We start from the raw sequence: 26555 nt of genomic DNA on the forward strand, positions 1-26555 counted from the left end.
CTAAAAGATGATGGAATAGGTTAATTTTTTCTGGATCGGGATAATCAGTTCCTGTTTGCCACTAACCTCACGAATAACAGGTTTGTTCCCTCCGCCATCATCTATTCGAATATTATAGGATTTATTATCAATGGCATACGATCCGTCACTCAGCATTTCAATGTGACTACCCATAGCAAGATGCATATACAAGCCTTCAACCTGGTTCTTCAAAACAATTTCCCGGTGAATACCTTTTCCATTTTCCATCACCGTACTGGCGTCATCCACCGCAGAACCATAAATGACATACCGGAAGGTTGGCTGACCAGCGGCATTCAGTACGTATCCTTTAGGCTTAAATCCTGTACCTGCGGTATCTTGAGCCCAAGCGGCCTGGGGGGTGTTTAATTTCTCAATGGCGGGTACCGGCTTACCAAGATATTTGGCATCCCCCAGAGGGCGCGATGAACCATCGCCCCTTCCTATCCACATGGTGCTGGCATTTAAAAACCGGCCGTGCCAAACCTGTACAATCATTCCCTTATCCAAATCATAGGTATAGTGTACTTGTGCCGGGCTGCCAACATTAACGGCGTGCGTAATACGAATACCCCCGGGCAGATCGGAGAAACTGCGTATAACCATATTGGAAACCGCATCAATCAGCACAGAATCGGACAAGTTTCCGGGGTTTATTGCAATACGTGGTTGCATTTCCTTTGATAAAGCCCGCTTTGCTAATGGTTCACGAAAAAAGGGTGAACTATGCAAGGGAAATGCAGCATGTGCCATAAGCGTTGGGCCAACCAGCTGACAAATAAGTAAAATTAACAACCTTTTTCTTCCAAAATACATTGGGATAGGTTTAAATTGAATAGGGTACATCTTATATAATAATTTAAAATTGGTTATTGGAATGAATACAATCGATTGCAAACCTTGTTGTAAAGATAAAAATTGCACCAGATTTTAAAAATTATCAGACAATAAAAGTTGTTATTCTTATACTTATATCAATCCTTAAAAAATATCGGTTATCATCTCAGGTTCTCGCGGAAGATCTGAAGTTAAAATTTGTTGTAAAAATTACTGCTACTTAGGTTTTAGGTAATGGTATTCATTTAAGTGGCGATATTGATAAATTCACCTTTTTGCTCGGCGATCTGATTCCCCCAGGCTGTGATCGCTTCTAAAGTAGGGATAAGCGTTTTTCCAAAATCAGTTAGGCTATAAACCACCTTAACAGGAGGCTTTTTACCATATACCTTTCTTACAATTAAACCATCTTTTTCCAATTGTTTCAACTGCAAACTCAGGGTCATTTCCGTCACCGTCTGCATTTCTTTTAAAAGCTCGCTATACCTTTTCGGCTCGGCTTTTAAATGATACAAGATTACCGTTTTCCATTTCCCGCCAATCAAATCCATAGCCAGGCTCACGGTACACGGATAAGTTTTACCATTGAGTTTAACGTGGTCACCGATACATTCTGTTTTCACGATATAAAATCTTTAGGACTATCAAAATAGATAGTTATTGCAAAAGTAATTGACTAAAAATAGTTTTGCAACTATAAAAATTATAGTTTAATATTTATACAAAAGCGATGACACAAAACGATAAACCACTAATCACCATCGTCGGCATTTTGGGCAAACAAGGGCGCAGTGCTGCACATACGTTATTACAAAGCGGACGTTACCGCGTACGCGGTATTACCCGCCGCATTCATTCTCCGGAAGCACAGAGTTTGGCTAACCAAGGAGCCGAACTTGTGCAATTACCTCTTGAACTGGGCTATCAAAAAAAATTCGAGGAAGCATTCCGCGGCTCGGATGGTGTTTTTCTGATGACACCAAGTATCGTTCCTCCGCAAATGCACGAAGCAGAACTGGGTAAACAGTTGGCAGACGCGGCGGTTCAGGCCGGAGTTAAGCACATCATTTTCAGCAGCCTGGAAAATGTAGATCAAATTACAGCGGGTAAAAAGTTCGCTCCACATTTTACGGACAAGGCCGCCATAGAAGCCTATATCCGCACGCTCCCCATCAAGAGTTCGTTTATCTTAATGGCATTTTTCTATACCAACCTTATAGAGTTTTACACCCCCCGAATGGAGGGCGACACGCTGGTATTTCCAATTTACTTACCTAAAGACTTCCGTGCCCCATTTGTCGATCCTCTTACAGCCACAGGGCCGGCTGTTTTGGAGATCTTTTCGAATCCGAATCGGTATGCCGGTAAGTCCCTCCCTGTTATAGGTGATATCATTTCACCACAGGAAATGGTTGATACTTTCGCCCGTGTTACCGGTAAAAAGGCAGCATATCGTTCTGCATTTACACGCAAGGACTTTTTGCATTATTTGCCGGAATTCAGCTCAAACCAACTTTTAGTGGATGAGATTCTTGGCATGGCAGAGTATGCAGTTGAATACGGGTATTTCAGTAAAGAGCGCGATTTATTATGGAGCCGCCAAATCAATCCCGATAGCCTGACCTGGGAGCAATTCCTGCGCATCACAAATTGGCAAGGCCAAAAGCTTTCTTATTAGCCATTGCTCTGCTGTACTTTTAGGGCATACTTTTGCGTGACACCAGCCGCAGCCTTTATAAATGAAGATACTTGATTTTATGCACATTGATTTATAGTAATTACATCACCTTTAGTATGCCCTTTTAAGGTTAGCACAGCGCACTGAATCATTAATTTCTATTTGATACTTTTTGAATAATGTGTATCATAAAGAATAAAAAAGTATATACAGGCACTTAGGAGATTGCTCCACCATCTCTCAAATCCACTTCTACACATTCACTTGTAATAAATTGTATTTCATTGCATTACAATTGCATTAACATTTGTTGCATTGATATTTACAAATGCCCCCTCCTTTTCAGCCTGTGCCTGATACCTTCACAGCTTATAAGCCAATTTATCTATCAATCGGATAAATCTTACACATTAAATTATTGAAGTATATTTTCTATCACTAATGCATAAAACAGTTTCAGGCATTTTCAATGTCGTATCATTTATTATATGGATATGCAAGGGTTAATGCTTAGAATATTTATGATCTCCTTTTCTTTCAATCCAACAACTATTGCCAAACAGCTCCATCGGCAATACAATTGGCAAGAGGTAAAAACATTCGGAATGAGTTGAGCATAAAAACATCATAATCACTACCGAGAGATTAAAGATAGGAGTTGATAAAGGAGCGCGCGATCAGCGATTTAACAAAAAGACAGATTGATAATAATAGCATTGCTGCCTTAATCGGCAGTAACTGCAAAGGAGCCCTGACTTAAACCATACACGTTAATTGAAATGATATTAAGAATGACAAAATATATTACCCTATGTTCAATTGCAGTTTTTCTGTGCTGCAACGTTTCGGCACAAAATAAAAGTGAAGCCGCCCTACAGATTAAGATAAATAGAATAATTAAAAAGATGACCCTGGAAGAAAAGATCGACATGCTGCATGGCAACGCTTTGTTTTCTTCGGGCGGCGTGAAGCGTTTGGGAATTCCCGAGTTAACTTCTGACGATGGGCCGCTGGGCGTGCGCGAAGAGATCAAACGTTTTGACTGGAACTCGGCTAACTGGACAACCGATTCTGCCACTTTTTTGCCTAACGGCTCGGCTATAGCCGCCACCTGGAACCCCGACATGGCTAACCGGTATGGTGTTGTATTGGGTCAGGAAGCTAATGCCCGTAAAAAGATAGTGATACTTTCGCCGGCATTCAACATTTGCCGGATGCCCCTTTGCGGGCGTACGTATGAGTATTATTCCGAAGACCCTTATCTGAACGCACAATTAGCCATCCAGTCGGTAAAGGGCATCCAGAGTCAGCACGTATCGGCTTGTGTAAAACACTTTGCCGCTAATAACCAGGAAGCAGGTCGCGACAGCGTGAACGCTGTAATTGACCAAAGGACGCTCCGCGAAATTTACTTACCCGCTTTTAAGGCGGCTATACAACAGGGGAATGCCTACAGCATCATGTCGGCTTACAATAAGGTAAATGGTTATTGGTGCTCGGAAAACGATTTTATGCTTAATAAAATATTAAAAAAGGAATGGGGATTCAAAGGCGTTGTCATGTCTGACTGGGGCGGTACCCACCATACTGTAGCCGCTGCAAATAACGGGCTGGATATTGAAATGGGAACCAGTGGTGCATATGACCAATGGTATTTTGCGAAACCTTTGCTTGCGGCAGTTAAGGCTGGGCAGGTATCTGAAAAAACAATTGATGATAAGGTACGCAGAATTTTATGGGTGATGTACCACACCTCCATGAGTGAAAATCATCCTTCAGGGTCGATAGCTACTCCTGCGCACAGTAAAGCGGCTTATGATATCGCATCCGAATCGATAGTGTTGTTAAAGAACGATGTGGGGCTGCTTCCTTTAAAAAACAACGTAAAAAGTATTGCAGTAATTGGTGATAACGCCACCCGTACCTTTGCTTTAGGAGGCTATGGTGCCGGCGTAAAGGCCAAACACGAAGTAACAGCATTGGCTGGTATCAGGGCTAAGTTCGGCAAAACCGCCGAGATTAAATTTGCACAGGGTTATAAGGCAAATTATTTGGCAAATAAAAAGAAAAATGCCGATTATGACAAGCCTGATCAGGCATTGATTGATGAAGCCGTGGCACTCGCCAAAACAACTGATATTGCCATACTATGCATTGGTTCAAACCGTGAATATGAGAGTGAAGCGCATGACCGTAAGAATCTGGAACTCCCCTTCGGAGAGCAGACATTGATTAACGCGGTCACAGCCTCAAATCCCAATACTGTCATCATAATAATGGCAGGGGCTCCTTATGATCTCAATGAGATTAAAAGATCGGCGCATACCATTGTATGGTCATGGTTTAACGGCTCGGAAGCTGGCAATGCATTGGCCGATGTGCTAAAAGGAGTAATAAATCCCTCGGGAAAATTACCTTTCACTTTCCCGGTTTCACTGCATGATTCACCTGCATTTGCTTTAAATACCTACCCCGGAGATAGTTTGACTGCCGAATACAAAGAAGGCATTTTAGTGGGATATCGTTGGTACGATACTAAAAAGATCGATCCGCTGTATTGCTTTGGCTATGGGCTATCCTATACCAGTTTTGGCTACTCCGCTTTAAAAACAGATAAGAAGAGTTATAAGCCTGGGGATAAAATCGCGGTATCTGTGAACGTAACAAATAAAGGAAATATGCCGGGGAAAGAAGTTGTTCAGCTATACGTAAGCAAGGTAAATCCCACAGTTTTAAAGGCTGATAAAGAACTTAAAGCATTCAAAAAGATCTTGATTGCACCGGGTAAAACCATTGCTGTTGCTATGAATGTCGGTATTAATGACCTGGCTTATTTTGATGATAAGCAAAGCAAATGGGTAATTGAGCCCGGCGAGTATAAAATAATGGCTGCATCCTCATCAAAAGATATAAGGCAGGTAGCATCCTTTTCCATAAATTAAGTAAACTTTGATATTATAGAATTATAAAACCATGAAAATAAAATACTTTGTATTTATATTACTCATTTTCGTTTGCACCGCAGCAAAGGCGCAGTTAATCACTAATAAAAGAGCGGTCAATATTAATATTAACCAGATAAAGGGACAGCTGCCTCAAAGCATAAACTTATGCGTAGGAGCTGGACGCGCTAATGAAGGATTGCGTGCAGACTGGCAGCGACAGCTTAAGATCGCACATAACGAGTGCGGATTCAAGTACATCCGCTTTCACGGCTTATTGACTGATGATATGGGTGTTTATTTTGAGGATAAAAACGGAAAACCGATCTATAATTTTCAGTATATCGATGAACTTTTCGACTTTTTGCAATCCATTCAAATGAAACCATTTGTTGAAGTTGGTTTTATGCCGGGCGCCTTAGCCAGCGGCACACAAACTATTTTCTGGTGGAGGGGAAATGTTACACCGCCGAAAGATTATCAAAAATGGAACAACCTGGTTAAAGCATTGGTTGAACATTGGACACAACGTTATGGAAAAGAAGAAGTGGCCAGTTGGTATTTTGAGATATGGAACGAACCTAACCTTAAGGACGGCTTTTTTACAGGTACCCAGCAGGACTATTTTAAACTTTATAAAGAAACGGCTACCGCTATTAAGAGTGTGTCGGCCAGTTATCGTGTTGGCGGCCCGGCTACCGCAGGTAATGCCTGGATACCAGAAATGATTGATTTTTGCGCGCAACAAAAAGTGCCTGTTGATTTTATCAGTACACATGCCTATGGAGTAAAGCAGGGATTTTTAGATGCCACGGGTAACGCCGGCACCGTTATAAGCCAAAACAGGAATGCTATCGCTGATGACATGTACCATTCAAAAAAGCAGATCATACAATCCAAGATGCCAAATTTGGAATTGCATTATACAGAATGGAGCGCATCCTACACCCCAGCTGATCCCATTCACGACAGTTATCATGAAGCCGCTTATATCTTAAATACGATTAAACGGGCAGCAACGGTTGTAAACTCGATGTCTTATTGGACGTTTACTGATGTTTTTGAAGAAGCCGGCCCCAGGGTTACCCCTTTCCATGGTGGCTTTGGTTTAATGAACTACCAGGATATAAAAAAGCCTGCCTATTATGCTTTTAAATACCTCAACCAACTTGGTAATGCCGAGTTGCAATGTACCGACTCAAGTGCTTTTGTTTGCAAGAACGGAAATGATGAGATACAAGCCTTATTATGGGACTTTACTATTGACCATCCGGGAGATAGCGTAAACAACCAGATTTTCTATAAAAGGCTTCTGCCATCAAAACCTGCGGCACCTGTTGAATTCAAGCTTCAGGGGCTAAAGCCGGGCAAATATAAGCTGAGCATTTATAAAACCGGTTACCATGCAAATGATCCTTACTCGGCTTATTTTGAAATGGGTTCTCCATCGCAACTCACAACCGCACAGGTAAAAACGCTTAAACAAAAAGATGCGGACGATCCAATTGAGCAGAGTATGGTTACCATAAATACATCCGGTAATTTAACCAAACAGCTGGCTATTCGCCAAAATGATGTATTTTTAATTAAGGTAAACCGGGTTAATTAATCAGGACAGTAGGTTATATCGAAGACAGCATGGTACTTAAAGCCTGTTTAAATGTTATTCAATAATAATTTTATAAATACAAAAAGCACGGGTTTCATTTTTGATGATCATCACCGCCGCTAATTGCAAAACGTATGGTTTATAGTTTATAATAAAATTACGATAACAATTTAAACAGGCTCTCATGCTACTGACCTATAATTTCAAAAACGCCCATTGCTGATTTCTACCTCCCTGGTAATCCCACTGTTCAACGCCGCCGCCGTTATTGAGCGCATATCCTGAAACTTCGAGGGCTTTTCCGCTATTTGCATTGATAATCTTATAGTATCCATTGTCGGTTATCTGAATTAGCCATTTTTGATTATTCCCGCCTGTATAATCCCATAAATCAGCCTGACCACCGTTAGCTCCATACCAGCCATACATTTCCAAACATTTTCCGGTGGCATGCATAGGTGTTAATCTATAGTAACCGCTTCCGGCATCTTCCACTTTAAATTGCTGGTTTGCTCCAGTTAAATAATCCCATTGGTCGGCTGCTGTTTGATTGGCAGTGCCCCAGCCGGCAAACTCCAAAGCTTTAAAACTATTTCTGTTGACAATTTGATAAACTTGTCCAACCTGAATGGTTGAGGATGTACCATTTTGCGCTCCTTGCATTACTGCGGCTAAGCCTTGTTGATCGGCAACTCCATTAGTTTGCCTGTTAATGATTCTGAATGCATTATTTCCTTGCGACCCGTCATCAAAATAAAATGGCCGCAAGCCGTATTTCAATGCCTGATGTGTGATATAATTAAGATAGTATGCCCTACCGGCCTCATGCAAAGTTAATGCATCGCCTGAAAGCGTTTGGAGCCGGCGGATTGCTCCATATTCCCCCAACATAACCGGAATGCCCTTATCAATAAACTTGCTCTTCATCAGCGGGAACTCTGCAGGAGCATCTGACTCTTCGCCCCAGGTAGCATTTCGCGAAGCGTCGGTGGTAGAATGATATCCGCTACCCCAATAATAGAACATATTACCCCAACTTGCATCTGCGGACAAACCAGCAAAATTAAATGGAGCGTAATAGTGTACCTCAACCATCAGGCGATTTGACGCAGGATCTGTAGGGAGGGTGTTCATAAAATTGTTGGTGTAATCGATATTGGTTGATGGTCCCTGGACAAGCAGCACCCGGTAACTATTGCGACCACCGGTTGATCGAACCGCATTGACAAACGTTTGATGGTAAGATAGTAAAACCCCCATCCCTGTGGCATCTGATACGGCAGGCTCATTCGCGCTGGCAAAAATCACATGTTCATCAAAACCACGCATTTGAGTAGCTATTTGCTCCCAAAATGCCTTCTGTTTAGCATTAACTGCCGCCTGTGCGCCGGTAGTGCAATTGTTCTCCAGCCATCCGCCGTCCCAATGTATATTTAGTATCACATACAAACCGTCGTTAACGCAGTATTGAACAACCTGCTTCACCCTATCAAGCCATGATTGCTGAATTTGAGCAGTGGTGGCGTTAGCATACTGATCCCAATCGCAAGGGATACGAACTGCGGTAAAACCACTTTTTTTAACCTGGTCGATAAGTGCCTGGGTCACCGCGGGATTGCCCCAGTTTGTTTCACCCCCTGTTGCTTCAAGTGTGTTACCAATATTCCACCCTAACTGGAACTTCGCAGCAAGCTGAGTGGCTGTGCTGGTTACTCCTGTTTGATCGGGTGCAAGCGGCGACGTGTTGTAACTCGGATAGCTGGTTGCAGTCAATGACTTGGTACTCGTTTTGACAAGCGACTTAGCGGCCGGACTGGCAATTTGCTGCTTTTGACATCCCGACGCTGCCAGGATGATAATGAAGCTGAAAAAATAATTTAATGTTCTCATATTGTAAATAAAATTGGTTTAAAATTCAAGCGAAATAACTGACTGATTATTAAGTACAAGAACAGCTGACTGTTGACACTCAGCTCCAAAACGCTATTACATTTATGAGCACGGGTCTTTCCGCACCCCTTCCCACCTATTAAAAAAGGGCATAAAGCAGTTCACCACACTTTTTTTAATTATTTTATCTGGAAAATGCTTTTATATTCAAAGCAGCTCCGGATAAACCGGGCGAACTAACTGTAAGTTTAACATCACTTGCGCTGTGTGTACTTTTAATTACCACCTGCGCACGTCCATGCCAGGCTTTGCGGGTATTAGATACATATGTGTCTGTATCTTTCATATCCGCGTTGGCTACTCCTGCAATCGTGCCTGCACCTTCAATTTTGAAGATCAGGCGGTTGCCTGCGTTTGGTTGAAGTATCCCATCTTTGTCGGTTATCTCTACAGTGACATAACACAAGTCCTGTCCGTTAGCAACTATTTCTTTTCGATCAGCGGTTAGTTTAATTTGAGCGGCATCACCGGCAGTTTGCAGAATGGTTGATTCTGTTTCCTTACCGTTATCAACACCAACCGCTTTTAGCTGACCCGGTGAATAGGGTACGGCAAATTCAGCTTTATATCCCTCCTCTTCAGTCGTTGGCTTTTCCCCGATGAGTTTATTGTTTAAGTAAAGACGTACTTTAGGATATCTGGAATAAACTTCTACTTTAAGGTCCTTTCCAGCATAGTCCGGCCAGGTCCAGCTTTCCCATGTGGGCCATACCGACCACAATGTTGTTTTAATCTCCAGTGGATCCGGCTCGGGCTCACGAACAGCCATATAAAGCTTTTCGGTATTATTGTATAACAAGTTACGGTAGTGCGAAATAGGTTTTCTCCATCCCGTCAGATCCATATCGCCGCAGTAGGCGCCATGCCAGGGAAAAAAATCATGTTCCCAGTTCTCCCCGGGCACTTCACCCGAGTAATACGAGCGGCCTATGCCCGATTCGCCAAGGTAATCCATAGCTGTCCAAACAAAATCACCAATAACGTAACTATTGTTTTTTACCAGCTTCCAATTTGCAAAAGCATCTTTGGGATACGACTCTGTTTGAACGATCATCCGTGAGGGAACACGCTTATGATCGGCAGGCGCGCTCCATAAATGATAATTATAACCTGCTACATCATGGGCGGCCATAAGCGAATCCATAACTGTCCACTCTTTACCATTATCCACAATCGCGGATGTAACCGGGCGGGTTGTATCTATGTTTTTTATTGCACCTGCAAGCATTTCGGCTGTTTTTACAGCTCCGGAGGTGCCTCTCTCCGCTACTTCATTGCCAATGCTCCACATCACAATGGAGGGGTGGTTACGATCGCGCAGTACCATGGCGTCTAAATCGCGTTTCCACCACTGGCTAAAATATTGCGCGTAATCATTTTTGTTTTTCCCTATTCTCCAGCAATCAAATGCCTCATCAATAACCAGCAGACCTAACCTGTCACAAGCATTTAAAAAAGTTTCGGAGGGTGTGTTATGCGATGTTCTCACAGCATTAAATCCCGCATTCTTTAGTAGTTCGATCTTGCGTTCCTCTGCCCGGTCAAACGCGGCAGCACCCAGGCAGCCATTATCATGGTGCACACATCCGCCATTGATTTTTACGGTTTTGCCGTTAAGTTGAAAACCGTTTTCAGGCGTGAATTTTATAGAGTGTATGCCAAATTTGGTCTTCGTCTCGTCAACTGTTTTTTTATTTTGCAGCAACTGTATCTGAGCTTCATATAAATCTGGTGTTTCCGGCGCCCATAATACAGGGCCTGTTACTGATATAGTTTGGGTTACTTCCTTTTCGCTGTTGGCAGCCAGTTCAATCTTTATTTGGTTGTTTCCTGCATTTTTAGAATTTGCATCCTTTAACCGGGTATTGAGAATAACGCTTTGAGCCAGGCCCGTTTCGTTTTTTATTAATGTTTTAATTTGAACGGTTGCTTTTTTAGCAGAGACATCAGGAGTTGTGATCGCTACTCCCCAATTCCCTATATGCACCTTATCAGTGACCATCATCCAAACATGGCGATAGATACCGGAACCACTGTACCACCTGCTGTTAATTTGTTTTGAATTATCAACCCTGACCGCTATCACATTTTCACCGGTAAAATTCAAATAAGGTGAAAGGTCGTAACTAAACGAGGAGTAACCATACGGATGAACCCCAAGTGATTTTCCGTTTATAAAAACTTCAGAGTTCATATAAACCCCTTCAAAATAAACAGAAACTTTTTTGCCTTTCCATTCACCAGGAGCTTTGAAGGTTTTCCGATACCAGCCAATGCCTGCCGGGAAATATCCACCTGCGCCGCTCGTTGGGTTTTTAGGATTTACTTTCCCTTCAATACTCCAATCGTGCGGTAAATCAAGGTTCCGCCAATCAGCATCATTAAAATCCTTTGATCTTGCCGACGCTGTATCGCCCTGAAAAAATTTCCAGTTATAATCAAATAGCTGTTTGCGTTCAGTTTTATTAGCGGCTTGAGCCTGACATGCGCTGTTACCAGCTAATAGTAGCAGGAAAGCCGTAATCACCGTTTTTATATAATATTTAATATTATAATTATTAGGTTGTTTCATAATGGTGTTGATGTAAAACTATTCTGTCCATACCAGCACTCCAGCAGGTTTTAGGATCTTTTCTCCAATTAAAACTTTTGCATTATCCGGCAGGTTTACGGTGTAATTTTCTGACGAATAATTTAATGCCGTATAGAAGCCATCACGCCAGTAAACAAATACACCGGGAGGATAATCCTCTGTTGTAGCACCGGCATCTTTGTAAATCTGCCGCAATACATCTTTTTCTAATTTGGAATCATCAGTATCTACTCCGATATAGGTTACGGTTCCTTTGCCTACCCGATGTTTTACAACCGCCGCTTTCCCTTTATAAAACTGATTATCATAAGTAGCCAACACATCGGATGCATTATTGGGTACAATCAAATCCGCCCAACTATGCCATGCGTAATGATTTAAATTCATCAATATATCGCCCTTGCCATAGGATGAAAGCATATCCGTTTGGCTGATATGAGCACCGATCAGATTTGATAGCGGCATGGCTGTTTCGCCTTCCCAAAAATGGCCTCTGCGGTCTTTGGTACCGGTACGGCAGGTGATCACCAAATGGCCGCCTTTGGTTACATAGTCGTTCCATTTTTTTACCAATGCCGAATCGATCATTTCATAGGCCGGTACTATTGCGACCTTATACTTCGACAAATCTGCCGTTTCCCGGATCACATCAACAGGCGCACCCAATGATCTTGCGGTTTTCAGGAATTTCACCGGGTAATCCCAGGTATTCCATTGCCCGGTCTGCTTTTGCCTGTCAATGCTCCAGTAATTTTCTACATTCCACAGAATTGCGCTAGCGCGCGCGGCCAGCTTTGCGGGCGTCTTCATACCTGGTTTGTATTGCTTCCGCAGTTCGGTCACTTCTTTCATGAACTGCATATAATCTTTACCTCCCTGTGAGGGTGTTACGCCATCCGTTTGTATCACACCGGCATGATATTGTTCTGCACCATACAGGATCTGACGAAAGCGGTAGGAACAGGCTATCTTCCCTCCTGCTGCAAAGCTGTGGTACAGCCACAGCCTAACGGTTCCCGGCAAAAGCAAGGGATTGTAGCTCCCCCAATTAACGGGGCCGGGCTGAATCTCCAAAACGCCTGACAGGCCGCCAACTGATTTGTAATATTCTGAAGCAAAAAGAACAACATCGCTGTTGCCTAAACGGAAGCCTGATTCACCAATATTATTACTGCCTCCGTTTGGATATGCGGTGTACGCCGCAAAATCAAGCTTTGTAGTACGGCTAGGGTCCGAACCCGTACATATGGCAGTATAATTGGTGGTGACAAATTGTGCCTTTGATATATAATCCCGTAAAACATCTGCCTGAAAATCAAGGAACCCGGCCTGGGCATCTGCCGAATATCTTTTAAAATCAAGCAGGGCATGAGGGTTGTTCCCCCACCAGCCAACCAGGTTGGTGTTTGGTATGATCACCTGGTCAAAACTATTAAACCACTGGCTCCAGAAAGCGGCTCCCCAGGCATTGTTTAATGCATCAATGGTTTTGTATTTATTTTTCAGCCACGCTCTGAATGCTTCCTGCGATGAGGGACTATAATCGGAAACAGCACCGGGTTCGTTATCTATTTGCCATCCTATCACATTGCTGTTCTGCCCGTATCGCTTGGCCATTTCCGTTACTATTCTCTTCACGTAACCGCGAAATTTCGGATTGACTATCGATTCTAATCCACGAGTACCGTTCTCTCCACGGATATAATGGCCATCCATCACAAATGTCTCGGGGTAGTTTATCCGCATCCACGTTGGAGTGGTAGCAGAAGGGGTACATAGCAGCACTTTCAGGTGATATTTTGTGCATAGGGCCACCACCTTGTCGAGCCAGGTAAAGTCAAACTGGCCTTCCTCCGGTTCCATTTTGAACCAGGCAAATTCGGCCAGGTGAACAAATTCAAAACCCATGTCTGATATCTTTTTTATATCTCGTTCCCACTGGGTTTCACTCCAATGCTCGGGGTAATAATAAATACCGGTGGTCACCAGATCCTTTTCAGGGAAAAACCGATTGGCGTCCTGGGCTTTTAAAACTGCTGATGGGATTAAAAGGGTTACAATAATTATGGTTATGATTTTTCTCATCTGTAGATGTGGAGATTTTATATGGAAGCTGCTATGGTTATTTAATAATACATTTTCATTTCAGCATTTGCAATAATGGCAGCTTGATATATTAAGAGCTTAACAATAGTTTCGCTATTCGGAATGCTGCCGGCATCAGGAAAAAAATCCTTTATTCCATAAAACCGGCAGTTCTACATTTCAATTGCCCTGTATAAAATACAGGTTAATCTGTTTCGATCTTTAATTAGCACCTGCCTTGATGGCAACAATCGTGCGTTGATCTTTCACAGTATAATTTCGCCTGTCCAAAGCACCGCCTGTGTCCCAGTAAAATGGCAGCATCCCGTTAGCTATCGCTTTTTTGGTAATATACGTTAACCAATAATCCACGGAAGCTTCATGTGTTGGCAGGTCTAACGGAACGTGTGCGGTGTTGTTACGCCTATAAGCTCCATATTCGCCCAATAAAACGGGAATTCCTTTGTCGGCAAATTTTTTCATTTTGACGAAGGAAGCATCTACCCCACTTTCCTCACCCCAGGTAGCATTGCGATCAGGTTCAATAGTTGAATGATGGCCTGTACCCCAGTAGTAGAACATTTTACCCCAGGTGGCATCGCCGTCTAACGAGGTGAATTGAAATGGATCGTAGTAATGCACTTCAACCATCATCCGGGCAGCCGCCTGATCCTGTGGAAGGGATGTCATTAATTCACTTGTTTTGTCCATATTAGTTGATGGGCCCTGAACCACTAACACACGGTAACTGTTTTTGCCACCAGTGGACCGAACCGCATTGACAAAAGTCTGGTGATAGCTGGCAAGTATGGCCATCTGTGCTGCATTGTCAACAGGTGGTTCATTGGCGCTGGCAAACATCAGGTGTTCATCAAAATCGCGCATGGTTGTTGCTATCTGCTCCCAAAGTGCTTTTTGTTTTGCATTGATGGAATCCTGTTTTATCGCATTAATGTTATTATCTAACCAGCCACCATCCCAATGTATGTTAAGTAAAACATACATATCGTTTTTTACACAGTAGCCTACCACTTCCTTTACCCTGTTAAGCCAGTTGGGGTCTATTTGAGCGGTCGACTGGTTACTTAAATGCCCCATGTTCCAGGCACATGGAAGGCGAATGGCATTAAAGCCCTGCTGTTTTACAAATTTTATGTAATCTTCAGTAATAAGGGGGTTACCCCAACCTGTTTCACCGCCCTGGGCTTCCAGGGTATTGCCGATATTCCACCCTAACTTGATTTTGGCTGCGATTTGAACGGCATTACTGCTCATTCCACTTGCATCCGGTGCTTTTGGCGAAGTATTATAAGAGGGGTAGATCGCGGATGTCTGAGACACTGTTACCTTTCTTAATTCACCATTTGAAGAACTTATGACCAAAATGCTGGAACGTGTTGATCCCGTGCTATTTTGAGACAGCGTTGTTAAATGAACAACCGCGCTGCCGCTGTTGCCAGATGTTGTGCTCAATTGCAGCCAGGAAGATCCGGCATTGCTGATGTTCCAGGTAGCGTTACTTGCAAGGGATAAGTCCTGAGTTCCACCTTCGGGTGTAAATACTATTGAGGTCTGATTAATTGTTAGTTCTGCGGCTGGATTATTTGCCTTCTTACACGAGAAGAAAGAAACAACCACAATAGAAAATAATATACTTAAAAAATTCACTGTTTTCATTTTTATAATAATTAGGCCCTTTTTATCAGAACCACACATTTTGTGTATTTCTTAACCATTATGGACCAAACCAGTAGTAGGAAGACGCTCTGTACAAGAAAGCCCAGAATTGATATGGTGTAAAAAATGCTGGGACCTTCGGTAAAGGCCCCAGGCATTAACTTATAATCAACTTTAACTCTCTCTTATTTAATTTTTACAATACGGAAATTATCAAACCCAATATTTACGTCCTGGGTAATGCCACTGCCATTATTAACATAAAAGAGCTGAATGGGCTGCCCTTTTATATCGTTATAGGTTGAGATACCAGGAAATGAGCTTAATGGGATCGTAATTGTTTGCCAGCCGTTAGTAACAACTGTAACCCGGGTTGAGCCATTGATCAGCCAGGGGCTCCAGGCATAGGTGTGGCTATAATTGACATCAAAATCAATCTCGCCTGAACTCATTCCAACCGGTATGTTGACCTCAAATTTAACCGCCAGATTAGCTGCAGGCTCACTGCTACTTATGGTTGTTGGATAAGCTAACTGGCTTCCATCTGTTGGCGTTGCCAAATCGCCAACATAATAACTTCCGGCGGTAATACCTTTGGCGTTCCAATATAAAAACTTACCGCGGTTTGCTTTTATGGCCGGATTCGAAACAGAAGATACTACGAGCGGCAGGGCGCTCCATGGAGTAAAACCATTTTTATCATCAAAGTTTAAAAGCACATCAGCGTTATCATTCAATACCGCGTCTTTAACTGAGGTTGATGTACCATATTTGGTCGTCACAACTAACGGACCGGAAGTAGTAACACCGGCTGGAACAGTAACCATGGCTTGCGACCCGTCGGCACCACCGTTGAAGGTCGTTGCAGCTATGTTTCCGGGAAAAGTAACGCTGGTTAAAGCAAACAAACCTGTGCCGCTTAGCGTAATGACATCACCCGCATTAGCCATCTCGTTAGAGATGGCAGTAATATGAGGAGCTGGCGCGGTGATTGGAAATTTGTAGGTAACCGTACCTGTAGCAGTAGTTACTACTATCGTATTAAGCTGGTCGTTAGTAACTGTTGCGAATGGTATATTGGCGGGTATTACAACAGGAAAATTAACATCAGAACCTAAGGCTGTGTTAACGGCAGCTTTGGTGCCATCAAAATAAACCGCGGTTATACCCGTTAAATGGCTACCCTGCAAAACTACGTAATCGCCGGGGTTAGCTTTGGTAAGCACACTGTCATGCGGAGATGCCTTGTAGGCTCTTATCCCGGTAATGACAGGGTTACCGGAACCTTTGGTTGTGCCATCCTTTTTACATGATGACGACATAAACACAATACCTGCTAAAATCACCATCATTATTGTGTTTGTCATATTTAGTAAGATCTTTTTCATCTCAAAAACTTTAATATTGTTTAATATTCTGTTTTTAGTTTTCTGGCTGTTTAGTAATAAGCTACCGGAGCCTGAGTAAGCAGGGGATCAGCTGTAACCTCTACCGCCGGGTAAGGGAGCGTATAATACGCCGGTGTAACTTGCGTAACCGTTGGTTCTGTAGTAGCTCCTGCTGTATAAGTAAATGCGTTGCGATGCTGCGCTTTTATAAAAGCCTCGGCCTTTGCAGGGTTGTAATCATGCAGCCTTTTCAGATCGAACCAAAACTGATATTCCAACGCCAGTTCAAGTCTTCGTTCCTTAAATACATCATCAAAGGTTAAGGAAGTGGCGATTGGCAAACCAGCTCTTGTGCGTATCTGGTTAAAATAGTTTAAGGCCGTAGCATCACTTGTGCTGGCATTGGTACCCAAAGCAGCCTCTACATACACCAGATAAACGTCAGCCAGCCTTAACAAATAATTTGGCATGTCGCCGTGCATTAATGTTATATTATCGCCCCTGTTTGCCAACGGGCCGCCAATAACATATTTCTTAACGTAAGCGCCGCTTGCATCAGTCATGCTATAACCATTGGGATTTTGGGTGGTTATCAGTTCCGGGTAAATGTCCCCATTCAACATAAAAGTAGCTTTACGTCGCTTATCGGCTAAAGAATAGTTATCAAACATGTCCTTACTGATGCGCAAGCCGTCCCATCCGCCACCGCCAATACCATCAATATTTGGATCACCCTCAATAGCCGTTTGCCTGAAATCGTTGGTTGTCCAGTCTGCACCGGTGGCTACAGTAAATTGTAACCCAAAGAGCATTTCGGGATTGTTTTTATTGAGTGTTAAAAACGCGTCATAGTAATTAGGAAAAAGTGATAAGCCGCTATTATTAATCACATCAGCGGCATAATACTTAGCACTGTCCAGATCTGACTGCACACGAGTGCCTGTAATACCTGCTTTAGTTAAAAAAACCTTTGCCAACAATCCTTTAGCCGACCATTTGGTAACGCGGCCCGGATCATCAGTTGCAGGAAGATTTGACGCCGCATAGTGAAGGTCATTAATGATAAACTTATAAATATCGCTCTGTATATTACGGTGTAGTAAGGGTTTATCGACCAATTTATCACTGCTTTCTACAATAGGTACAGGTCCCCATAATTGTACCAGGTAAAAATAAGCTGCTGCGCGCATAAACCGAGCCTCGCCAATTGCAGCGGTTCGTGCCGAACCTAATGATACGGGGCTGAAATTGGTAACATTATTGATAGTAGTGTTTGATTGTGCCACCACATTGAACAACGATGACCAGCCATAGCTTAAACCGCCATAACCGTTGGCTATGGTAAAATTTGAAAATTGCGAGGCGTTGGTATTGTAAGGATTACTAACTGTATTACCCGACATAACATCGCCCACGTACACAATAAAGGGGTAGTTAAAATCAAACCAGGGTTTGGTGTACAGCCCTGCTGTTGCAGCTCTTAACTCGGCCGAGGTTTGATAATAGGTATTAGCAACTAATTTATCTGTTGGGACCCCTTTATTCAGAAAATCTTTTTTGCAAGCACTTAACCCAAGCACTGCACACAAAGAAAAGATCCATATTTTGTTAATGCGTTTCATGTTTTCTCTTTTTTAAATAACGATTAAAGGCCCACATTAAACCCGAATGTGTAAATACGTGGGGTTGGATATCTGCCCCAATCAATACCTGATGTTAAGCCGTTGGTACCCTGCCCAGATTGATTTGGAACGTTAGTACCTATTTCCGGATCATATCCTGTGTATTTGGTTATGGTAAACAGGTTTTGAATATTACCGTATACCCTTAGCGAATGCACGTGCAGTTTTGCCACTACGCTTGTTGGCAAATTATAGCCAATTGCTATATTTTTAAGGCGCAGATACGAGCCACTCTCAATAAAACGTGATGAAATGCGGTTATTCTGATTGGGATCACCGGATACACGGAAACCCGGTACCGATGTGCCCGGATTGCTAACAGATACATTATTTACATCGGTTTTAGACCCTGAGGGGTCAATTAAAGTAACCTGTGCATAATTAGTTAAACTGGAGAAATAACCGGTTGCACCGCTATTTGGGTCTTCGTGTAAAACCTTATTGTAGTTCAATATTTTGTTACCATAACTGCCGGTAAAAAATATAGTCATATCAAACCCTTTGTAGCCGAAAGAATTGTTGATGCCATAAGTAAACTTTGGTAATGACGATCCCAGATTGGTCATGTCATTGGCATCAATTACACCATCTTTGTTTAAATCCTTATATTTGGTATCACCAACCCATATTCCCTGTGTGTAGTCAACAATCGCCCCTGCTGGTAAGGAAGATGATTTGAGGTCAGCAGCATTTTTAAAAACACCCTGGGCTATGTAACCATAAAAATCGCCAATAGAGCTGCCTACAGCGGTTCTGCTTACTATTACACTGGCATTATTAATTTTACCATATAAAGCACCGTTGGCGTTATTGAGTGATAATATTTTATTTTTGTTTAAAGAAAAGGTTAAAGTTGTATTCCACGAAAATGCGTTATTCTGGATATTACGGGTATTTAAGGTAAACTCAAATCCCTTATTCTGGATAGAGCCGATATTGCCCCATGGCGCGCTTAAACTGCCTGCCCCATTTGTACCTGCATAACCCGGCAGCGGGATTTGAAGCAACAGATTATTGGTTTTGCGATTATAAACATCGGCAGTAAGTTGTATACGGTTTTTCAGAAAGCTGATGTCCAGACCAGCATCTAAGCTTTTAGAGGTTTCCCATTGAACATTAGGATTAGCTATGTTTAACACTAAAGAACCCTGCCCAAGGCCAACGGTTCCTGTACCAATGGATGAACCATATGTATAGGCCGGTAAGTTGGCATTGTTGGTAAGCCCATAACTAAGCCTAAGTTTTAGCTGGTCAATGGCTTTAACACCTTTCAAAAAGTTTTCCTTTTCAGCGTTCCATGATCCGCCAAAGGCATAGGTACCCACCCATCGTTTGCCATCGGCAAAATTAGAGTTGCCATCTTTGCGGTAAGTGGCAGTAAGGTTATATTTATACAGATAACCAGCGGTTACCCTTGCCAGGTATGATTCATTGGAGTAATTGCTTGATCCTCCTGAGTTTGATGCTGTTGAAGCATTACCCAAACTCAGATCCTGCGGGTTGTTTGCAAAAAAACCGGTACGGCCGCCACTTAAATAAGTATAGGTGCCTGAGCTTGCTTCGTGACCGGCTGTTGCATTAATACTGTAGCTGGCAGCATAGTGGTCATAACTAAAATAGTTACGTACGGTAAAACTTTTGTTATTTGTTGCCGTAACAGCAGCGCTGTTAATTGGGTTTAGTATTCCGTTAATGGTAAACGTTGGGTAAAACTGGTTAACATTACCATAATCGAAATTACCAGTTACCTCATTATGCAGTTTCAGGTCCTTGGTAAAGCTGATATCCCCGTAAAAATTACCATAAGCTTGCGAACGCTGTACCTTGTTAGTATTCATGGCAGCCGCGGCTATTGGGTTAGGATTGTAGGTATTGGCTACCGTTTGCCCCGGAGTTGGAATAGCGCCTATACTACCATCCGGGTTAACCGGGGCAATATTTGGCGGAAGGTTAAGGGTGGCATTGATCAGATCGTAAACGCTGGCATTCACGTTTTCTTTGATGCCCGAAAACGTTAAACTGGTTCCTATTTTTAACCAATTAGTGGTTTTATTATCTAAGTTAATTTTAAGCGCGGTTCTTTTAAAATTAGAGCTTAAAACGGTGCCGTCCTGGTTTAAATAACTACCGCCAATATAATAGGTTGTACGGTCATCACCACCGCTAAGAGACAGGTTTGCATTATACATACCTGCATTTTTAAATATCGCCCTTTGCCAATCGGTACCTGTACCCAAATATTGCGGATTCACAAAATCAGTAACAGGTGTAGCGCCCGTAACTACCGCCCTGGCATTTAAAAATGTGGCATATTGCTGTAAATTCATCATCGGCAAATATTTTGGTACCTGCTGAATACCATAATAATTGTCGAAATTAATTTTAGGAGCTCCTGCCTTTCCCCTTTTAGTAGTAATGATAACAACCCCATTGCTACCTTGCGAACCATAAATGGCTATAGCCGAAGCATCTTTTAATACATCAATTGTGGCTATATCGTTAGGGTTAATGGTTGACAGGGGATTATTACGGGTGCCGCTATTACCCATATATACCCCACCGGTTGACGAGGGTTGTCCCGGTGGAATGATCACACCGTCAATTACATAAAGGGGATCAACACCGGCGTTTATGGAGCCTAAACCACGCACCTGGATAGAAACGCCCGCACCCGGCTGGCCAGAGTTTTGAATAACGTTAACCCCTGCTACTCTGCCCTGCAATGCCTGATCAAACGTTGTAGACACCGTTTTCGCGATATCCGCAGATGAGACGGAGGCGATAGCGCCGGTTAAATCCTTGCGCCTTGAGGTACCATAGCCAATTACAACAACTTCGTTTAAGGCGTTAGTTGTATTGGTGAGCGATACATTTATTGTATTGGCAGCAGTAACGGAAACCTCGTTAGCTTTAAAACCTGTAAATGAAAAAACAAGCACATCGCCGGTTTTAGCATCTATACCATACATACCACTTGCATTTGCGGTTACCACGTTTTTTGTTCCTTTAATTCTTACGGTTGCACCTGGCAGAGGCTGGGAATCATCAGCACTCATTATTTTGCCGATAATACGGTGCGTTTGCGCATAGCCAGTGAGGCTTAGCAACAGCAAAGCCATTAACAGCAGTACACCATGTTTTAATCTTTTTCGTAAATTTTTTTCCATGTTAATTGGGGTTCATAATTGGTTCATAATTGTGTTGGGATGAAAAACATTCAGTTTGATTCATTCATAATTGAGCTGATTTAATTAGGGGTTATTGAATTAGTTAATAAAATGTGGGGGTGATGCGATGCCTGTTATAAAGCATGCTAACAATCGATTGCAAAGCTGAAGCTTCAATATGGCCGATACCCTTGGTAATAGCAATTCCATCAAGCAAAAAATAATTATATAGTTATTAGTTTATAAATTGGCCGAGTATGCGGAACTGGAGTAAAGGCAATCCGGCTTCTCGTTTTATAAAACTAAAACAGTTGCAAAAACAGAGATAGCCGTTTTGATAACGTTTATGGAACGAATGTTAACCACACCGCAACAATCTTATAGTCAGTTAATTACAACTAAATAACCATGCAACAGACGCGATTTGTTTGGTATTTCGGAGAGTATTTGACTTAAATAGGCAACAAACGGCAAGGCAACTCAAGCATCGTAGCTGAGATGATTTAAGCAAGCGATATAACTACTTACTTTTTAATTACTGATCCGGTTGAGGATTTGTCTTTGCGACTTGCATTAACATATTCGGAGGGAAGCATACCATATTCTTCCTTAAACATTTTGGTAAAGTAATTAGGCGTGTTAAATCCAACTTCATAAGACACCTGGCTGATACTCATCTGGCTACTTTCAAGCAGCTGAACCGCTTTTTTTAACCTGATGAACCTGATAAACTCCACAGGTGCTTTACCCGTTAGCATTAAAACTTTTTTATAAAGTGACACGCGACTCATGTTCATTTGTTCGCTTAGCTCTTTTACAGACAGGTTGTAATTCGTAATGTTTTGCTCTATGTAATTAACTATGTTTCTCAAAAGAACCTCATCGTCTGACTGTACTGATATCTCCTCCAACTGTACGGTCATTTGCTTTTTATAGGTTCGTTTAAACGTTTCCTGTAATAGCAAGAGGTTTTTAATTTTTGAAAGCAAAACCTCGAAGTTGAACGGCTTAGTCATATAATCATTTGCACCTGTTTCCAATCCTTTTAACTGTTCTTCTTCACCGGTTATAGCCGTTAGTAAAATCACAGGGATATGAGCGGTACGTTTATCAGTTTTAACCTTTTTGCAAAGGTCAATGCCGTTCATCTCGGGCATACTAATGTCAGTAACCATAATATCCGGGTGTTGTGATAATGCTTTTTGCCAACCCTCCTTACCATTCGAGGCTTCGACTATAAAAAATATCTCCTTCAGATTGTCTTTTAAGTAAAAACGAAAATCTTCATTATCTTCTACCAGCAGCACAGTTGGCTTTTTATCGGCTAATGGGTGCCTTGGTTCAGTATTGGTCTCTACAACTGTCAAAGGGCTTGCTTTTTTTTCACTTTCTGTATCGATATTTCCATCAGGCGTGGAGGAATCCACCTGCAATGGTAACTGTATGGTAAAACAACTGCCGCGGTTTACCTCACTTTCCACCGTAATTTCACCATTATGCATCTTAACAAATTCGCGGGTAATTGCAAGGCCAATTCCACTGCCCTGGTTAAGTACTGAACCTGCGACATCGTGCTGAAAGAATCTTTCAAAAACCTTATCCAACTTATCCTTCGGGATACCAATGCCTGTATCAATAACTTTAATTTCGAGCACCTGGCGAGCATCATCAAATTTTTCCTGTTTTATATTTAGCAAAACACTTACATGCCCGCCCCCCGGAGTAAATTTGAAAGCATTTGAAAGCAGGTTGAATAACATTCTTTCAATTTTATCATGATCAAAGCAGGCTATCTGGCCTTCGGTATCTGTATCAAAGGCAAATGAAATGCCTTTTTCCTCAGCTATGTCGGTAAACGACAATGAGACATCTGAAATAAATTTAATGATATCACCGCTTCTGGCATGCAGTTTTAACTCCTGTACCTCCATTTTTCTGAAATCAAGCAACTGATTTACCAGGTTCAACAATCGTCCGGCATTTTTCCTGACCATACCCAATTGCTGTTTCTGACCAGCATCATTTGTATGATTAAGCATTTTATCAACAGGTGCCATAATCAGGGATAACGGCGTTCTGAATTCGTGGCTTACATTAGTAAAAAACTTAATCTTCATTTGATCAAGTTCCTGCATGCGCTTTACTTCTTGCCGCTCCTGTTCAATTAATAACTTTGCTTCCTGCTTCTCTTTTTCAGCAATGAATTGTCTTTTGATTTTTTGTATCCCCCTTTGGCGAATTAACAAAAGGATAGCAAAAAACAATGTTACGTAGATTATGTACGCGAACGTCGATTTCCAAAAAGGCGGAAGTACTTTAATTTTCAAAAAAATATAATCCGAATTCCATACGTTCTCTATGTTGGATGCCCGTACCTTAAACACATAATCACCTTCATCAAGATTAGTATAGCTGGCTTTCCGTGTTCTGTTGTCTGCGTTTACCCATCCCTTATCGAAACCTTCCAGCATATATTGATGTTTAACTTTGTCAGGATTAAAAAAATCAAGCGCGGCAAATTCTATGGAGAATACGTTTTCACTGTGATTAAGTACAATTTCACGTGTTGCAGATATGGCTTTTTTGAGTACGACATGCCCATCAATAGCTTCATTTGCTAAAATACTTTTATTGAATAACTGAAAATCGGTAAAGATCAATTGAGGCTTATTGGCAATGGGCTTTATGGTAGCCGGATCAAAAATATTGAAACCGTCACCGCCTCCGAACATCAATTCGCCTGCACGTGTCTTTAAAGCTGAACTTAAATTGAATTCCCGACCCTGCAAGCCATCCGTTTCGTCAAAATTTTCAAAGCGAAAATTAAACCCTTTGCCAGCAGGTGTAAGGGTGACATGACTTAAACCATTTGATGTACTCAGCCACATCCCCCCCTCATTATCCTCTTCCGTACCCGATATTGAATTAGCAGGAAGTCCGTTTTTTTTTGTTAACGACGTAAATGTATCTGTTTTGGGATTCAAAATACTCAATCCACCTGTTGTGGCAATCCAAATCAGCCCGCGGCGATCTTCGTTAATACTGTTGATGTTATTATCCACCAAATTATTTCCACCGTTTCCATTCGAGATATAATGGATCACCCGCCCACTATTTTTTAATATAACATCTATCCCTAAATAGCCGCCTGTCCAGATATTACCCTGTTTATCCTCAAAGATCGAGGATATCAACAACGATCTTATATCAGTTTGTTTAAACGGATGGTAAAATATTTTTTTTGAGCGGTCAAATATTTCAAGCCCTCCTGCAAAAGTCCCTATCCATAAACGGTGTGAGGAATCTTCCAAAATGCTCCAGATCCGGTCATCAGCAATACTTGTCGCTAATTTATCATCGTGTTTGTAATGGGTAAAGGTCTTACCGTCAAAGCAGTCTAAACCGCCAAAATAAGTACCCACCCATAACTTTTGATCATGATCAATACATAAGCTTACAATGATATCATTACTGAGGCTATTGGGAGTTTGGGGCTGGTGCTTGTATTGTGTAAACTTACCCGTTTTTCGGTTAAAATAAATCAGACCGCCCCCGTTGGTGCCAATCCACAAATTCCCCAGTTTGTCTTCGGCAAACTTGTTGATATCGTTAAAACTTAAACTTGCAGGATCTGATGCAAAATGCCTGTACAGCGGGAACCTGATAATATTTTTATGATAATAACTTACTCCTTTTTTATAGGTGCCGGCCCATATAATACCAAGATTATCCTTATATAGCATTGTTGAATTATGCCTTAATGATTTGGAATCGTCTTCACGGTTCAGCAAGTAGGTAATTTCGAATTTCTTTTTATCCAATATATTGATCCCCCCATGGTCGGTAGAAATCCATATCCGGCCATCGTCGGCCTGGATAATATTGGTAATGATATTTACATTTAGCTTTACCCCTGCTGATTCCTTATCAATATGCCGCAACACACCTGTTGATGGTTTATAATAAAATACCCCTAAATCAACATACGGTGCGTAAAGCCATAGGTCGTTGTCCCGGTCGACAGTTAAAGAATAAAAATCGCTTTTGTTATGAGTTGCCTTGTTGAGAGCATCAGTATGATAAATAATTTTATTTTGTTTAACATCAAGCATCTCGACGGTGGCATCACTGTAAACTATCCATAAGTTGCCTTTACCATCAAGGGCGATATCTGCAATGGAATTTGAGTATAAAGATGGAGCCGAAATAATGCTATGATAATAGCGTTTTGTTTGCCTTGTTATAGCATTATATCTGTAAATACCAGAATCGGGGTAGAGAAACCAAAAGTCGGAAGAGCCGGTTCGCAATATCTTTGAGGCATTCGGGTAAACAGGTAGTTTTAAAGAATGCGATAATGACGACACATCATCATTGAAACGCTCTTTATCAATATCGTAAAAGCAATATCCATTACGTGTTGATATCCACAGCTTACGATCAGGACCTTCAAAAATTTTGGTTATAAAGTCATTGTTAACAGAATTTTTGTTATTGCTATCATGCTGAAAAACTTTAAAGGTATAACCATCAAATCTATTGAGGCCGAATGCGGTGCCGAACCACATAAAACCTTCCGAATCTTTAAATATGCAATTAACCTGGTTGTGCGATAAGCCATCGCCTACATCTAAGTGTGAGAAACGATATTGACTACTCTGCCCAAAAACATCACTGCATGAGAAGAATATAACTATAATGAAAATATAAAATTTGGGGTACATGGAATATAGTTGAAAAATCAAAAACCAACGGGCTATCGTTTAAAAAAGCAAGAATACTAAGTTACACAATGTTCACAATACCCGTTCTGATAAATGATTAACATCCTTCATTTTTAATCTGATAATTGGGGAAGGGAGAGGTATCTGCTGTGCTTTTATCTTGACTTAATTACGCCATTTGCGGCATCAAGCCGGCTTTCAA

The 26555-nt window shown here is 41.8% G+C and carries 13 protein-coding genes; 3 read left to right on the forward strand and 10 right to left on the reverse strand.

Going from position 1 to position 26555, the window contains the following annotated elements:
* Together J2W55_RS22345 and J2W55_RS22350 are read right to left on the reverse strand one after the other, a co-directional pair.
* Positions 1 to 696, reverse strand: a complete 696-nt coding sequence (locus J2W55_RS22345) for a hypothetical protein (RefSeq protein ID WP_310101409.1) — start codon at positions 694 to 696, stop codon at positions 1 to 3.
* Positions 697 to 1103: 407 nt separating this feature from the next.
* Positions 1104 to 1481, reverse strand: coding sequence for a winged helix-turn-helix transcriptional regulator (locus J2W55_RS22350; RefSeq protein WP_310101412.1), 378 nt, complete (start codon positions 1479 to 1481; stop codon positions 1104 to 1106).
* A gap of 107 nt (positions 1482 to 1588) precedes the next feature.
* Between J2W55_RS22350 and J2W55_RS22355 the strand changes: the two genes are divergently transcribed.
* The 3 genes from J2W55_RS22355 to J2W55_RS22365 all read left to right on the forward strand — a co-directional run bounded on the left by J2W55_RS22355 (position 1589) and on the right by J2W55_RS22365 (position 7087).
* Positions 1589 to 2536, forward strand: a complete 948-nt coding sequence (locus tag J2W55_RS22355) for an NmrA/HSCARG family protein (RefSeq protein WP_310101415.1) — start codon at positions 1589 to 1591, stop codon at positions 2534 to 2536.
* 905 nt (positions 2537 to 3441) lie between these two features.
* Positions 3442 to 5478, forward strand: a complete 2037-nt coding sequence (locus J2W55_RS22360) for a glycoside hydrolase family 3 C-terminal domain-containing protein (RefSeq protein WP_310101418.1) — start codon at positions 3442 to 3444, stop codon at positions 5476 to 5478.
* Positions 5479 to 5509: 31 nt separating this feature from the next.
* A complete protein-coding gene (locus tag J2W55_RS22365) occupies positions 5510 to 7087 on the forward strand; it encodes a GH39 family glycosyl hydrolase (protein ID WP_310101421.1) in 1578 nt (525 codons plus the stop codon).
* Between the two features lie 195 nt (positions 7088 to 7282).
* On the opposite strand, the gene J2W55_RS22370 is transcribed toward J2W55_RS22365, so the two are convergent.
* From J2W55_RS22370 to J2W55_RS22405, 8 genes are all read right to left on the reverse strand, one after another.
* Entirely contained in the window at positions 7283 to 8977 is a 1695-nt protein-coding gene (locus J2W55_RS22370) for a cellulase family glycosylhydrolase (RefSeq protein WP_310101424.1), read from the reverse strand.
* Between the two features lie 184 nt (positions 8978 to 9161).
* Complete coding sequence (locus tag J2W55_RS22375; RefSeq protein WP_310101427.1) at positions 9162 to 11609, reverse strand: glycoside hydrolase family 2 TIM barrel-domain containing protein; 2448 nt, start codon at positions 11607 to 11609, stop codon at positions 9162 to 9164.
* 18 nt (positions 11610 to 11627) lie between these two features.
* Entirely contained in the window at positions 11628 to 13715 is a 2088-nt protein-coding gene (locus J2W55_RS22380) for a beta-galactosidase (RefSeq protein ID WP_310101430.1), read from the reverse strand.
* A 222-nt stretch (positions 13716 to 13937) separates the two neighbouring features.
* Entirely contained in the window at positions 13938 to 15392 is a 1455-nt protein-coding gene (locus tag J2W55_RS22385) for a cellulase family glycosylhydrolase (protein WP_310101433.1), read from the reverse strand.
* Positions 15393 to 15577: 185 nt separating this feature from the next.
* Positions 15578 to 16759, reverse strand: coding sequence for a glycan-binding surface protein (locus J2W55_RS22390; protein WP_310101437.1), 1182 nt, complete (start codon positions 16757 to 16759; stop codon positions 15578 to 15580).
* Positions 16760 to 16830: 71 nt separating this feature from the next.
* Positions 16831 to 18402, reverse strand: a complete 1572-nt coding sequence (locus J2W55_RS22395) for a RagB/SusD family nutrient uptake outer membrane protein (RefSeq protein ID WP_310101440.1) — start codon at positions 18400 to 18402, stop codon at positions 16831 to 16833.
* A 23-nt stretch (positions 18403 to 18425) separates the two neighbouring features.
* Positions 18426 to 21629, reverse strand: a complete 3204-nt coding sequence (locus tag J2W55_RS22400; RefSeq protein WP_310101444.1) for a SusC/RagA family TonB-linked outer membrane protein — start codon at positions 21627 to 21629, stop codon at positions 18426 to 18428.
* A gap of 524 nt (positions 21630 to 22153) precedes the next feature.
* A complete protein-coding gene (locus tag J2W55_RS22405) occupies positions 22154 to 26353 on the reverse strand; it encodes a two-component regulator propeller domain-containing protein (protein ID WP_310101449.1) in 4200 nt (1399 codons plus the stop codon).
* Between the last annotated feature and the right edge of the window lie 202 nt (positions 26354 to 26555).

It is taken from the genome of Mucilaginibacter pocheonensis (genome assembly GCF_031456535.1).
Lineage (GTDB): Bacteria > Bacteroidota > Bacteroidia > Sphingobacteriales > Sphingobacteriaceae > Mucilaginibacter > Mucilaginibacter pocheonensis.